At 67.5% G+C, this 12,783-nt stretch carries 14 protein-coding genes; 8 read left to right on the top strand and 6 right to left on the bottom strand.

Features of this window, described 5'->3' with window-relative positions; translation table 11 throughout:
- Positions 1 to 257 precede the first annotated feature (257 nt).
- Positions 258 to 1,022: a S1 family peptidase gene (locus tag ACFWY9_RS31935; protein WP_378340610.1), complete on the bottom strand. Its 765-nt coding sequence runs from the start codon at positions 1,020 to 1,022 to the stop codon at positions 258 to 260.
- 233 nt (positions 1,023 to 1,255) lie between these two features.
- Between ACFWY9_RS31935 and ACFWY9_RS31930 the strand changes: the two genes are divergently transcribed.
- Together ACFWY9_RS31930 and purU are read left to right on the top strand one after the other, a co-directional pair.
- The gene (locus ACFWY9_RS31930) at positions 1,256 to 1,990 is read left to right on the top strand and encodes a DedA family protein (RefSeq protein ID WP_378340609.1); all 735 of its coding nucleotides are present in this window, start codon (positions 1,256 to 1,258) and stop codon (positions 1,988 to 1,990) included.
- Between the two features lie 100 nt (positions 1,991 to 2,090).
- Positions 2,091 to 2,966, top strand: coding sequence for a formyltetrahydrofolate deformylase (gene purU / locus ACFWY9_RS31925; protein ID WP_378340608.1), 876 nt, complete (start codon positions 2,091 to 2,093; stop codon positions 2,964 to 2,966).
- A 25-nt stretch (positions 2,967 to 2,991) separates the two neighbouring features.
- Here purU and ACFWY9_RS31920 read toward each other — a convergent pair whose 3' ends face one another.
- A complete protein-coding gene (locus ACFWY9_RS31920; protein ID WP_378323688.1) occupies positions 2,992 to 4,041 on the bottom strand; it encodes an NAD(P)-dependent alcohol dehydrogenase in 1,050 nt (349 codons plus the stop codon).
- A gap of 99 nt (positions 4,042 to 4,140) precedes the next feature.
- On the opposite strand from ACFWY9_RS31920, the gene ACFWY9_RS31915 reads away from it, so the two are divergent.
- Complete coding sequence (locus ACFWY9_RS31915; protein ID WP_378323689.1) at positions 4,141 to 4,743, top strand: TetR/AcrR family transcriptional regulator; 603 nt, start codon at positions 4,141 to 4,143, stop codon at positions 4,741 to 4,743.
- Positions 4,744 to 4,752: 9 nt separating this feature from the next.
- A complete protein-coding gene (locus ACFWY9_RS31910) occupies positions 4,753 to 5,394 on the top strand; it encodes a pyridoxamine 5'-phosphate oxidase family protein (RefSeq protein WP_378340607.1) in 642 nt (213 codons plus the stop codon).
- Positions 5,395 to 5,408: 14 nt separating this feature from the next.
- Here ACFWY9_RS31910 and ACFWY9_RS31905 read toward each other — a convergent pair whose 3' ends face one another.
- The 3 genes from ACFWY9_RS31905 to ACFWY9_RS31895 all read right to left on the bottom strand — a co-directional run bounded on the left by ACFWY9_RS31905 (position 5,409) and on the right by ACFWY9_RS31895 (position 8,027).
- On the bottom strand, positions 5,409 to 6,425 hold the full coding sequence (locus ACFWY9_RS31905) for an NADP-dependent oxidoreductase (protein ID WP_378340606.1): 1,017 nt from the start codon (positions 6,423 to 6,425) through the stop codon (positions 5,409 to 5,411).
- A 113-nt stretch (positions 6,426 to 6,538) separates the two neighbouring features.
- Positions 6,539 to 6,973 carry an SRPBCC family protein gene (locus ACFWY9_RS31900; RefSeq protein ID WP_378340605.1) on the bottom strand — a complete coding sequence of 145 codons (435 nt, stop codon included), beginning with the start codon at positions 6,971 to 6,973 and terminating at the stop codon, positions 6,539 to 6,541.
- A 142-nt stretch (positions 6,974 to 7,115) separates the two neighbouring features.
- The gene (locus ACFWY9_RS31895) at positions 7,116 to 8,027 is read right to left on the bottom strand and encodes an ABC transporter substrate-binding protein (RefSeq protein WP_378340604.1); all 912 of its coding nucleotides are present in this window, start codon (positions 8,025 to 8,027) and stop codon (positions 7,116 to 7,118) included.
- 142 nt (positions 8,028 to 8,169) lie between these two features.
- Here ACFWY9_RS31895 and ACFWY9_RS31890 point away from each other — a divergent pair, with 142 nt between their 5' ends.
- Positions 8,170 to 8,865: an ABC transporter permease gene (locus ACFWY9_RS31890; protein ID WP_378323732.1), complete on the top strand. Its 696-nt coding sequence runs from the start codon at positions 8,170 to 8,172 to the stop codon at positions 8,863 to 8,865.
- Positions 8,862 to 9,578: an ABC transporter permease gene (locus ACFWY9_RS31885; protein ID WP_378340603.1), complete on the top strand. Its 717-nt coding sequence runs from the start codon at positions 8,862 to 8,864 to the stop codon at positions 9,576 to 9,578. The genes ACFWY9_RS31890 and ACFWY9_RS31885 overlap by 4 nt, the downstream gene beginning before the upstream one ends.
- A gap of 65 nt (positions 9,579 to 9,643) precedes the next feature.
- On the opposite strand, the gene ACFWY9_RS31880 is transcribed toward ACFWY9_RS31885, so the two are convergent.
- Positions 9,644 to 10,993 carry a transporter gene (locus ACFWY9_RS31880; RefSeq protein ID WP_378340602.1) on the bottom strand — a complete coding sequence of 450 codons (1,350 nt, stop codon included), beginning with the start codon at positions 10,991 to 10,993 and terminating at the stop codon, positions 9,644 to 9,646.
- Between the two features lie 175 nt (positions 10,994 to 11,168).
- Here ACFWY9_RS31880 and ACFWY9_RS31875 point away from each other — a divergent pair, with 175 nt between their 5' ends.
- Together ACFWY9_RS31875 and ACFWY9_RS31870 are read left to right on the top strand one after the other, a co-directional pair.
- Positions 11,169 to 12,002 carry a helix-turn-helix domain-containing protein gene (locus ACFWY9_RS31875; RefSeq protein ID WP_378340601.1) on the top strand — a complete coding sequence of 278 codons (834 nt, stop codon included), beginning with the start codon at positions 11,169 to 11,171 and terminating at the stop codon, positions 12,000 to 12,002.
- 16 nt (positions 12,003 to 12,018) lie between these two features.
- Positions 12,019 to 12,201, top strand: a complete 183-nt coding sequence (locus tag ACFWY9_RS31870) for a DUF397 domain-containing protein (RefSeq protein WP_378340600.1) — start codon at positions 12,019 to 12,021, stop codon at positions 12,199 to 12,201.
- The last annotated feature ends 582 nt before the right edge of the window (positions 12,202 to 12,783 follow it).

The raw sequence follows: 12,783 nt of genomic DNA, 5'->3' as shown, positions 1-12,783 counted from the left end.
GGGCGTCACGCGGGGGGGCGGCGGGGGGGGGGGGGGGGGGGGGCGCGCCCCCCCCCCCCGCGCTGGCGCCTCGGCGAACTCACCGTCCCCTGGGACAGTGTCGCCCCCGTGTGAGCGTTCCGACGGGGTTCAAACGCCCCAATGTGGCATTGGGTGCGTTGGACGCACCCAATGTGGCGTTCGGTGCGTTGGACGCAGCGAACGCCACATTGGGGCGCATGGCCCCGCGCAACGGGAACCCGCGAGATATCCCGGACTCAGCCGATCTCTGAGGCGATCCACTGGGCGAGCACGTCCACGCGAGACGTCGTCTCGGGCGTGGTGTGCGGGCAGTCCGGGCCGTCGCTTTCGACCGACACGAGCGTGCCCGCCTTGGTTCCCTTCGCCACGAAGTACGGGGCGCCCGAGTCGTACGAGCAAGCGCTGGTGTCGTTCGCGGGCGCGACACCGACGACGCCCACAGTGGAGTCGGCCACCGCGTTCACCTTGAGCTCGCCGAGGTTCAGGTGCGTGGACGGCTTGGGGTCGACCGACGACGTCGCGCCCCACCCGGCGAGGACCACCTTTTCGCCGACGGTCGGCGCCTCGTTGCCGATCGCGAGCGGGCGGATGCCGGTCACCGGGCGGTCCAGCTTCCCGAGCGAGATGTCGTTCACGTCCGTCTGCCGGACCTCGACGACGTTGCGGACTTCGCCGCCCTTGTCGGCGAGGTCGACCTTGCCGAGCGTCGCCGTCGTCGGATAGGGCACCGGCCCGCTGACCCGGGTGCCGTTGACGTCGTGGAAGCAGTGGCCCGCGGTGATGACCCACTGCGGCGCGACGAGCGCGCCCGAACAGGCACTGTCGCGCGTGCCGCCGTCCGGCTTCGGGATCTTGGTCATCGTGAACTTGACGCTGAACGGGTAGGCGCCGGCGGGCGCGGGCCGTCCGTTGGCCACCGCGTCGGCGGGCGACGCGACCAGCACGCCGGCGGCCGCCACGACGGCACCGACGGAAAGGGCTTTCTTCAAGAGGCTACGCATGCGTTCTTCTTCCCCGAATTGGCAAAGGGCCCCGGCGCGCTGGAAGGAGCAAGCCTCCGGTGACGGCCCTGTGGCGATCCGAACCTAGGGCAGGTTCTCTTTGTTGATCAAGCGCTTCGGCGCTTTCTGCCCTCGCGTCGAACGCGTTTTGCCCCCGATCCGGGAAAGTGCTGTTCATCCCGTGCACCCCGCTGCGTCACCCAGGGGCGACCTGGAGTGATCACGATGGACGGGTGACCCTGCTCGCCCAGATCACCGAGCTGCTGCGCGGCACCCTCGGCTCCCCATGGCTGTGGGCGCTGGTGTTCGCCGTGTCCGCGCTGGACGCGCTGCTGCCGTTCATGCCCAGCGAGACCACGGTGATCACGGTCGCGGTGCTCATCGGCCCCGACCCCGGACGGCTCGCCGCACTCGCCGTCGTCGCGGCCGCCGGTGCCCTGGCAGGCGACTGCCTCGGCTACGCCGTCGGCCGGGCCGCGGGACCACACGTCATCGCGCGGATGCAACGCGGCCCGTCCGGACGTCGCCGCTACGCCTGGGCACGGGTACAGGTCCGGCGGCACGGGGTGCTGCTGATCATGGCCGCTCGCTACCTGCCGGGCGGACGCGTCGCGAGCGCGCTCGCCAACGGCAGTCTCGGCTATCCGTTCGCCCGCTTCGCCGCGCTCGACGCCGCCGGCGCGACCCTCTGGTCGATCTACAGCACGCTGATCGGTGCCGTCGGCGGCGCGGCCTTCGCCGACGAACCGGCCAAAGGTCTGCTGCTGTCCTTCTCCCTCGGCCTCGGCCTGGTCGCCGCGATCGAAGGCGGACGGCGCCTGCGGCTGCGCGCGCTACGGTCGGCGCAGGCGAACACCGCGGCTGCTCGAAACGCTCGGCGTCCAAGCCTCCGTCCCGATGCGGCCGACGAGTCCGGCGTGCCTGGCGACGGTGCGCTCACCATTCATTGCCCCGACCGCGAATCCTGAGAACTGGACGGTCCCGTCCGAACCGCGCCGAAACCATCGGCGACGTCACACTCACCGAGCCCCGCACAGCGCCGTGACCAGCACCGGAGACAATGGACGCGTGTCCGCTCCCGAACGCCGCTACGTCATCACCTTCGGCTGCCCCGACCGCACCGGCATCATCGCCCGGATCTCCGGGTTCCTCGCCGAGCACGGTGGTTGGATCGTCGAGGCCGCCTACCACACCGACCCCGACACAGGCTGGTTCTTCACGCGCCAGGTCGTCCGCGCGGACTCACTGCCCTTCGACGCCGCTGAGCTGCGCGCTCGCTTCGGTGAAGTCGCGGCGTCACTGTCGGCGGACTCGAACTGGCAGGTCAGCGACACCGGCGAGCGGCGCCGCGCGGTCGTGCTGGTCTCGAAGGCCGGGCACTGCCTGTACGACCTGCTCGGCCGCGTCGCCTCCGGCGAGCTGGACGTCGACATCGCCGCGGTGATCGGCAACCACGCCTCGCTGGGCGACATCACCCGCGCGCACGGCATCCCGTTCCACCACGTGCCCTTCCCGAGCGGCGATCCGGAGGGCAAGGCCGAGGCGTTCGAGCAGGTCCGCAAGCTCGTCGGCGAGCACGACCCGCACGCGGTGGTGCTGGCCCGGTTCATGCAGATCCTGCCCGCCGAGCTGTGCCGCGAATGGGCGGGCCGGGCGATCAACATCCACCACAGCTTCCTGCCGTCGTTCATCGGCGCGAAGCCGTACCACCAGGCGCACACCCGGGGCGTGAAGCTGGTCGGCGCGACCTGCCACTACGTCACCGCCGACCTCGACGCGGGCCCGATCATCGAGCAGGACGTGATCCGCGTCGACCACGGCGACTCGGTCGAGGACATGGTCCGCAAGGGCCGCGACATCGAAAAGGTCACGCTGGCCCGCGGCCTGCGGTGGCACCTGGAGAACCGCGTGCTGGTGCACGGCAACCGCACCGTGGTGTTCTGACGCGGTTGCCGCGCACCCTGCGGCCTCACGCCCCGATGGTCGAGGCGTCGATGACGAACCGGTAGCGCACGTCGGAGTTCTCGACGCGCTCGTAGGCCTCGTTGACCTTGTCGGCCGAGATGGTCTCGATCTCCGCTCCGATGCCGTGCTCGGCGCAGAAGTCCAGCATCTCCTGCGTCTCGGCAATCCCGCCGATCATCGACCCGGCCAGCACCTTGTTGCCGCCGAGCAGCGAGAACGCGTTGTACGACAGCGGCTCGCCGGGCGCGCCGACGTTCACCATCGCGCCACCGACGCGCAGCAGGCTCAGGTACGCGTCCACCGGCAGCTTGGCCGACACGGTGTTCAGGATGACGTCGAACTTGCCCCTCAGCACCTCGAACGTCGACTCGTCGCTGGTCGCGTAGTACGAAGAAGCGCCGAGCTTGAGGCCGTCCTCCTGCTTCTTGAGGCTCTGGCTCAGCACCGTCACCTCGGCGCCCATCGCGGCGGCGATCTTGACGGCCATGTGCCCGAGACCGCCGAGGCCGATCACGGCGACCTTCTTGCCCGGTCCGGCGCCCCACTGGCGCAGCGGCGAGTAGGTGGTGATGCCCGCGCAGAGCAGCGGCGCGGCGACGTCGAGGCTGATGCCCTCCGGGACCCGGCAGACGAAGGCGTCCTTCACGACGATCTGGTTGCTGTAGCCGCCGTAGGTGTTCTCGCCGTCGAAGCCGACGCCGTTGTACGTCTGGATGTTGCCCTTGACGCAGAACTGCTCGGTGCCGGCGCGGCAGTACTCGCACTCGCCGCAGGAGTCGACCATGCAGCCGACGCCGACGCGGTCGCCGACCTGGTACTTCGTGACGTCCGAGCCGACCGCGGCGACGACGCCGGCGATCTCGTGGCCGGGCACCATCGGGAAGATCGCCTGGCCCCAGTCCTCCTTGGCCTGGTGGATGTCGCTGTGACAGATGCCCGCGTAGGCGATGTCGATCAGCACGTCGTTCGGACGCAGGTCCCGGCGCTCGATGGTGGTCGGGGCGAGCGGCGCGCCCGGCGCCGGAGCGGCGATGGCGTGCGTCGTCGTGCTCATGGAACCCTCCAAGGTGAGTACTGTTGCGATGGGGCCTCCTTGTAAGAGCCCTCTTACATGCTGACGTAAGAGGCCTCTTACATATTCCGAACGAAAGATGTGATCCAGGTCATGGGCGGGAAGTACCACCACGGCGACCTCCGCGCCGAGCTCATACGCGTCTCACTGGACCTGATCGCCGAGCAGGGCCTCGCCGGGTTCTCCGTCGCGCAGGTCGCGAAGCGGGCGAAGGTCAGCCCCGGCGCGCCCTACCGGCACTTCCCGACGCGCGAGAGCCTGCTCGCCGAGGTCGCCTGCCACATCGCCTGCCAGCTGGCCGACCGTGTCGCCGACGCAATCGCCGCCCACGACGACCCGGTGGACGCGCTGGCCGCCGCCGCGGGCGCGTACACGCGGTACCTGATCGAGCGCCGGGCCGGGATGCACATCATCTACGCCGACGGGCTCCACGAATCCGGCAACGAGGAGCTGATCGAACAGACCCGGCGGCTGACCGACCAGTTCCTGATGCTGTGCCTGACCGTCGCCCCCGACCCGCCGACGGCGCTGGAACTGATGGAGCAGCTGTTCACGCAGGCCCACGGCTACGGCACGTTCCACCTCGACGGCGTCTTCGTGAAGCACGGCTACTCGGTGGACCTGACCGTGCGGAAGTCCGCCGAAGCCGCGCGGATGGCGATCGCGGGCCGGATGGCGCGCTAGCTTGGGTGCATGGGGACTACGAACGCGACACTCGACGCCACGGTCATCGACTCCCTCGACGCGCTGCGCGAACTGCTCGGCGAAGCGAAGGAAACCACCCAGCGCAAGATCATCGACCGGATCGACGAGCACGCCAGGACGCTGATCGCCCACTCGCCGTTCGTGCTCCTCGCGACGTCGGCGCCGGACGGCAGCTGCGACGTCTCACCGCGCGGCGACCCGGCGGGTTCGGTGCTGGTGCTGGACGACAAGACGCTGGTGCTCGCGGACCGGCCGGGCAACAAGCTCATCGACAGCTTCCGGAACATCCTCGGCAACCCGCACGCCGGACTGCTGTTCATCGTGCCGGGAATGAACGAGACGCTGCGTGTCAACGGCCGCGCCACGCTGGTGTCCGACGCGCCGTTCTTCGACGACCTGGTGGTTCAGGGCAAGCGCCCGAAGCTGGCCGTGGTGATCGAGGTCGAGCAGCTGTACATGCACTGCGCCAAGGCGTTCCTGCGCGGGTCGCTGTGGAAGCCGGAGACCTGGCCGGAGCGCACGACGCTGCCGACGCTGGGCACGATCCTGCGGGACCAGCTGAAGCTCGACACCTCCGCCGAGTCCCTCGACGAGGGCCTCGACCACCGCGCCCTCCACGAGCAGTACTAGCACGACCCGAATGCTCACTCGGCGATGCGGACCAGCATTTTGCCGGTGTTGGCGCCCGACAGCAGGCCGAGGAACGCGTCCGGCGCGTTGCGGATACCGTCCACAAAGGTCTCCGAGTACTTGATCTGCCCGGAAGCGACCAGCGGCGCGACCTCGGCGACGAACTGTTCCTGCAGCCCGAAGTGGTCCAGCACCAGCAGGCCACGCATGGTGAACCGCTTGGCGATGATCTGCGCGAGGTTGCGCGGCGCCGGGGTCGGCTCGGTCGCGTTGTACTGCGAGATCATCCCGCACACCGCGATGCGCCCGTGCAGGTTGATGACGTCGATCGCGGCTTCGAGGTGTTCGCCGCCGACGTTGTCGAAGTAGACGTCGATGCCTTCCGGCGCCGCGGCGCGCAGCTGCTCGACGACCGGGCCGTCCTTGTAGTTGAACGCGGCATCGAAGCCCAGCTCCTCGACGAGATAGCGGACCTTCTCCGCGGAACCCGCCGAGCCGATGACCCGCTTCGCGCCCTTCAGCTTCGCGAGCTGGCCGACCAGCGAACCGACCGCACCCGCCGCGCCGGACACGAACACCGTGTCACCGGCCTTGAACTCGGCGGACTCCAGCAACCCGGAATACGCCGTCAGGCCGGGCATGCCCAGCACACCCAGGTACGTCGACAGCGGCGCGACCGACGCGTCCACCTTCACCGCGTGCTTGGCGTCCACGACGGCGTGCGTGCGCCAGCCGTACTGGTGCAGCACGTGGTCACCCGGTTTGAAAGCGTCCACAGTGGACTCGACGACCTCGCCGACGGCGCCGCCGGTCATGGCCTTCCCGACCTCGAACGGCGGCGCGTAAGACTTCACGTCCCGCATGCGGCCGCGCATCGCCGGGTCGACGCTCATCACGAGGTTGCGCACCAGGATCTGTCCCTCGCCGGGGGACGGGATCTCGGCGTCCACGATCTCGAAGTTGTCGAACGCGGGGACACCGTGCGGGCGCGAGGCGAGCCGGATCTCGGTCGCCTGGGTGGGAGCGTTCACCGTCGAACTCCTAAGGGCCTGAGGGTCAAGCGGGGCGGACGCCCCGATTACCTCCGGTCCAACGAGTCAACCGGGGCGTACATTCCGATTGTGGCGACCGCTACACGATCCAGCTACACGATCTCGGCGAGCTTCGCGAGCACGCCGTCGTAGATGCGCTGCAAACCACCGGGCGCGAACGTCTTCTCGAAGAAGCCGCCGATGCCGCCGGCACCGTCCCAGCTGGTTTGGATGCGCACGACGCTGCGCTCGCCCGCCTCGGTGACCGTCCACGTGGTGACCATGCTGGAGTTCGCGTCGGTCTCGACCAGCGTGCCGGGCTTCGGCTCGGTCACCGTCGCCGCGACGTTCCGCACCCGCTTCGACGTCGCCTGCAGCTTCCAGCTCGCCTGGGTGCCCGCGCCGACGCCGCCCACGGTGACCTCGTAGTCGCGGTAGTGCTCGGTGAGCAGCTTGGGGCGTGTTTCGGCGTAGTCCGCGACGAGCTCGCGCACCTTCTCGGCAGGCGCGTCGATCGTCCGTTCCGCGGTGGCCGTGACCTTACCCATCGCACTCCTCACTCCAGATTTACGGCGGTGCCAACGTCACCCTTGCACACCCGTCCCAGAACGCAATGAACGGACCATTCATCGTGAATTTCACGACGAACGGCCCGTTCATTTTCCGTGAGCGGCGCCACTTCCGCAGCGGCTAGATGCCCTGCTTCGAAAGCCAGTCCTTCGCGACGTCGCCCGCCTGCTCGCCGTCCGCGTCGACCCGCTTGTTCAGCTCGCGCATGACGTCGGTGCTGAGCTTCGCGCTGACCGCGTTGACGACGTTCGCGAAATCGGCACCACGCTCGTCGAGCACCTTCTTGTTCACCGCGGGCACGACGTTCTCGGTCGGCACGATGGTCAGATCGTCCTTCAGCGCGACGAACTGCGAGTCACCCACGAGCGGGCTCACCGAGTCGACCGGGATCACCGTGACGGCGCCCGATTTGAGCTGTTCGACCCGGGGCCCGGCCTCCTGCACGGTCTGGAACGTGGCGTTCAGCTTGTACGTCTCGGTGAAACCGCGGAAGCACGGCAGCCGCTTCTCGCACTCCGGCGGACCGGCCAGGACGACCTTGTCCAGCTTCTTCAGGTCGCTGATCGACGCGATGCCCTTCGACTTCGCGACGTCGGCCTTCACGATGTAGGTGTTCTTGTTCTCGGCGGGCGCGTAGTTCAGCAGCTTGACGCCCGCGGGCTCGAACAGCTTCGCGAGCTGGTCGTGCTCGGCGGCCGAGTCCTTGGCCGCGGTCGCGCCGAACCCGGTCGAGATGGCCGCGCCCTGGTACTCCGGGATGAACTGCAGCTCGCCGGACTTCAGCGACGGGTAGATCAGCTCCCGCGAGCCCAGGTTGAGCTTGCGGCTCACCGGATAGCCCTTGGCCTCCAGCGCGTGGGCGTAGATTTCGGACAGCACCAGGCTGTCGGTGAAGTTGAAGGACGCGACGACGATCGGCGCGCCGCCCTTGCTCGGTGCGGACGGCTGGTCGCTGCCACCCCCACAGGCGGTCACGCCGAGCGCGGCGGCGGCCAGCACCGCGGCGACCCGGGTTACTCGTGTCCAGCGCACGTGCACACTCCTCAATCACTCGAACAGAGGATTCGAACCTAGCTCCGGGCACCGACAGAAACCACATACTGGGAGCACTTGCGGGAGAATTCTCACGAAGCGGAATTTCCCGACCCGAACGGGGTAAGGTCGGCCGGTGCTCGTGTCTTCCGTGGCCCCGTTCGCGGCCGAGGGCGGGCGGCCGATCTTCGAATGGCGCTGGGTCGAGCGCAACGCGGACGCCATCGTCACGCGCCTGGCCGAACACGTCTCGCTGACCGCCGCCGCGCTCGGCATCGGTCTCGTCGTCTCGCTCGCGCTTTCCGTCGTGTCACTGCGTTACCGGTGGTTCTACTCGGTGACGCTCGGTACCACCGGCGCGCTGTACGTCATCCCCAGCCTCGGCGCTTTCGCCGTGCTGGCACCGATTTTCGGGATCCTTTCGTACGCCACCGTGGTGATCCCGCTGGCGACGTACACGTTGCTGATCCTCATCCGCAACATCGTGACCGGCGTCGACCAGGTACCCAAGGAGGTCCGCGAAGCCGCGATCGGCATGGGCTTCACGCGATCGCGGCTGTTGTGGCAGGTGGAACTCCCGCTCGCGCTGCCCGTGGTGATCGCCGGGCTGCGCGTCGCGGCGGTGACGACGATCGGGCTCGTCACCGTCACCTCGATCCTCGGCAAGGGCGGGCTCGGGTACTTCATCCTCGCGGGGATCAGGACGACGATCCCGAACCCGACGCCGATCATCGTCGGCATCGTGCTTTCGGTGGCGCTCGCGGTCGCCGTCGACCTGCTGCTGTGGCTGAGCGAGCGCGCGCTGGCGCCGTGGGCACGGAAGGTGCGGGCCCGATGACCATCCTCGACCAGCTCAACCACTGGCTCGCCGAACCGGACCGCTGGAGCTGGACGGTCCCCGCCGGAATCCCCTACCGGACCTTGGAACACCTGCGGTTCTCACTGCTGGCACTGGCGATCGCCGCGGTGCTGACGATCCCGCTCGGCGCGTGGCTCGCGCACTACCGGCGCGCGCCGTTCCTGGCGACCAGCGCGATGAACATCAGTCGCGCGATCCCCAGTTTCGGGCTCATCATCCTGTTCTGGTTCCTCGCGAGCCGCTGGGGCGCGGACACGCGGTTCTGGCCGCTGCTGCTCGCGCTCGTCGCATTGGCTTTGCCGCCGCTGTTCACGAACACGTATGCGGGTGTCGTGGCGCTGGAACAGGACGTCGTCGACGCCGCACGCGGAACGGGTTACCGCGAGTGGCAGATCATGCTGCGCTTGGAACTTCCGCTGGCGTCGCCTGTCATCCTCGCGGGCGCTCGGGTGTCGTTCCTCCAGCTGATCGCCACCGTCGCGATCGGCGCCATCGTGAACGACGGCGGCGGGCTCGGTCGGTACATTGTGGACGGTTTCGCGCAGGGCGTGTCCGGCCGCGGCGAGATCCTCGGCGGTGCGATCGCTGTCATCGTGCTCGCGCTTCTCTGCGAAGGCGTCTTCACGCTGCTTCAGCGCTTCGCCACTCCGCGCGGTCTCGTGCTCCAGAACGCTTCGCGGTCCGAGAGCTGACGGTGATGCCGTTAAGGCCACCTTACGGGCGTCTGACGCCCGTAAGGTGGCCTTAACGGAACGACCTAGTCGGGGATCAGGATCCAGTACTGGTCACCGTCGAGGATGTGGTTCTCGTAGGTGAAGCGGTCGATGGCAACGTTGAGCAGCCGCGAGGCGTCCGAGAGGACCGGCTGAACGGCATAGCCCTGACCGTGCGGGGTGTTCGGCGGCTTCGCGTTCGCACCTTGCGTGGTGCTATTGAACGGATACGCGAAGCAGTCGTTGGTCTTCCCGTCCGGACGGTCACGGTAGCCCGGACCCCAGTGCTCGGCACAGGACTGTTCGGCCCGCGTCCGGTTGGCGTCCTGAGCCGCCTTGTTGTGATAAAGCCGCGTCAGCGGGGGCTTCCTGAGCCCGCTGTTCCAATGAAACCGACCTGGCACGAAGTCGCCCTGGGTGAGCCCGGGATAAGTCGACCGGTAGTTGTGCATCGCCTGAGTGATCAACGAAGCCGCGTCCTTGATCGAGGAATCGTTGGTGTCGAGCAGGAACTTGGCGATCACCGGGAAGACGCAGTCGCTGCCCAGCACGTACGAGGCGGAGAGCTTCCGCCCGACGTCGCATCGGAACGTGACCTTGAGCGGCGTGTCCTCCACGCGCTCGGTGTCATCCGGGTCCACGACGAAGAAATGGCGGGTGTGGAGATACGACGTGCGTTTCTCGGCTTGGATCCGCGGATTGTCGGCAGGGTTCGGCGCGTCCTCGCCGTGCATGGTGAGCACCTGGAAGTCGATGGGCTCGTCCTTCCATTCGGCGATACTCTTGTCCATTTCTGTATCCGGCTCGTCGCAGTACGCGGTACCCTTGTTCACTTTTTCGCAGGACATTCCGATACCAAGCTGTGTACTGTCCGGGACGCCGTTGTAATGAATGTCGTAAAGCTTGTGCATCACGACGGCACGCCGCTGTTCGGGCTGCATGTTGAAGATCACGGTGACGCGCGCGCTCGCGCTGCCGATGATCGGGCAGTCCGCCTCCGGGCAGGCGTAACGCTGGTAGCGCAGGTTGGTCATCTTGCACGCGGCGAGCCGGTTCTTCACCACGTATCCGTTTCCAGCGCGCGGATCGGGATGGCATTCGTCGAAGCTCACCGGCTCCGGCGTGTTCGACTGCCAGGCCTTCGTGGTGACCTCGTCTTCGGGGACCGCCGGCGCGTCCGGCTGGATCGCCAGCGCGGCCGGAAGCTTGCGAAGATCCTGGTCGAGTGGAATGTTCATCGTCGCCGGGAATTCCCGGAGAATCCCCACCGCGTGCTTGGCCTTGACCGGAGCGGCCTGCGCGATACCGGTGAGCGAGACAGCCGTAAGTATCGCGAATGACAGACTGAGGGCAGTACACACCCGTCTTCGTAAACGCATTTTCTCCCCATTCACGCTGCGAAACGTGCCTCCAACCTGACCACGTTATCGGGCAGTTTCACCCAGGTCACTCCAGCGAGTGGACGGACCGCGTTGGTTCCGGCGGCCACCCGATCGGACGGTGGGATTCTCATTTCGCGGATTCGCACCCTACGATCCGTGCGCAAACGGCTCCGAGGGGTGACAACGAGTGACTAGCAAGCCCAATCCGCGAAAACGGCTGCTCGGCCGCAAGCTCCTGCGGCTGCGGGAGGACACCGGGATGACACAGGCAGAGGCCGGTGAACCACTGCGCTTCAGCACGAGCAAGCTGAGCCGCATCGAACTCGGCCATCTGCCGAAGTACAACGAGTTCCTGGCGCTGCTCGACCGCTACGGCGTCATCGTCTCCGACTACGACGACTGGGTCCGCCAGTACGACCGCGCCTTCGAGAAGGGCTGGTGGCACGCCTACGGCATGAACGACAAGGGCTACGTCTCTCTGGAGGCCGACGCCGATGAGGTTCGCACCTACGAGCTGAGCTACCCGCCGGGGCTTCTCCAGACTGAGTCGTGGATGCGCACGGCCTTCTCCAGCGCGAGGGTGCCGCTGCCGCCGCGCAAGCAGGACGCCGAGGTCGCCGTCCGCTTGCGGCGGCAGGTCCGGCTCACCGAGGATCCTCCCTTGATCTTGCACGCGATCATCGATGAGTCTGTTCTTCATCGGCCGGACCTGCCGCCCGCTGAGATGCGGGCGCAGTTGGGGCACATGATCGAATGCGCCGCTCTTCCGAACATCACGTTGCAGGTCATCCCCATCGATATCGGCATTCACGCCGGTCGGAACGGCGGCTTCACCGTGCTGAGCTATCCCAAGCTCGGTGAGCCGGACGTCGCCTTTATCGAGCACGGTTTCGGCGCCATGCAGTTTGAGAAGGAGCATGAGGTCAAGCCTGCTAGGCTGGTTTTCAACCACCTCATGGATGTGGCCTTCGACGAGGAGGACTCGATCCGGCTGATCCGGCAGGTGATCACCGAGCTGTGATACGGAGTGGCGAGCCGTGAACCTGATCGAAGTTCAGTGGCGCAAAAGCAGCTACAGCTCCGGCGACGGCGCCAAGGGCAACTGCGTCGAGGTTGCCTTGTTCCCCGGTCTCGTAGGTGTCCGCGACTCGAAAGCTCCGGCCGCAGGTGCGCTCGCCGTCTCTCCGAAGGCATGGCGGCACCTCGTCGACGGCCTGTGAGCACGCCATCGAGCCCCTCGCCCACGCGATAACCCAGCTCGACTCGGCCGATCCCGCCGAGCGGCTCGCGGGCGTCCACGCCGTCGCGGAACTCGCCCAAGAACGCGTCGGCGAAGGACGCGAAGCGTGTCTCGACCACCTTCGCGCCTACCTCCGCCGACCCCACGACCGAACCCCCGCCGAAGTCGCCATCCGCGACACGATCCGCCGCCACCTCGGCCCCTCAGCAAGCTGACGTCCCGAACGCTCCGTTGGCGACGCTGTACCTGGATCCACCGTCGTTCGGATGACGCGAAGGCGTCGTGCGCCACACAGCCACAGTGTCCTTTGTGGACCGTGATGCCGCGAAGGGGTCGTTCGGTGCGTTGGATGCCATGAAGGGCCCCTTCACAGCCTTCGACCCTGCTGCGGAACGAGGCGGCTCCCCTTCCAGGAATCCCCCATCGCACGATGGTCACCGGTTGCGCTGAAGGACGCCTTCAGTGCGTTGAGTGCGCTGAAGGCGTCCTTCAGCCCCGCCCCGGCACCCCCGGGGGCGTTTAAACAAAAGACGCAGCCCCCCACACAGCAAATGTTTATAAA

It is taken from the genome of Amycolatopsis sp. NPDC059027 (assembly GCF_042739735.1).
GTDB lineage: Bacteria > Actinomycetota > Actinomycetes > Mycobacteriales > Pseudonocardiaceae > Amycolatopsis.
This window is presented reverse-complemented; position numbering and strand designations above follow the sequence as displayed.

Coding starts and splice junctions, on each gene's coding strand:
- ACFWY9_RS31885 (WP_378340603.1), top strand. CDS start 8,862: ATGACCATCCTCGACCAGCTCAACCACTGGCTCGCCGAACCGGACCGC.
- ACFWY9_RS31920 (WP_378323688.1), bottom strand. CDS start 4,041: ATGAGCACGACGACGCACGCCATCGCCGCTCCGGCGCCGGGCGCGCCG.
- ACFWY9_RS31900 (WP_378340605.1), bottom strand. CDS start 6,973: ATGGGTAAGGTCACGGCCACCGCGGAACGGACGATCGACGCGCCTGCC.
- ACFWY9_RS31935 (WP_378340610.1), bottom strand. CDS start 1,022: ATGCGTAGCCTCTTGAAGAAAGCCCTTTCCGTCGGTGCCGTCGTGGCG.
- ACFWY9_RS31910 (WP_378340607.1), top strand. CDS start 4,753: ATGGGGACTACGAACGCGACACTCGACGCCACGGTCATCGACTCCCTC.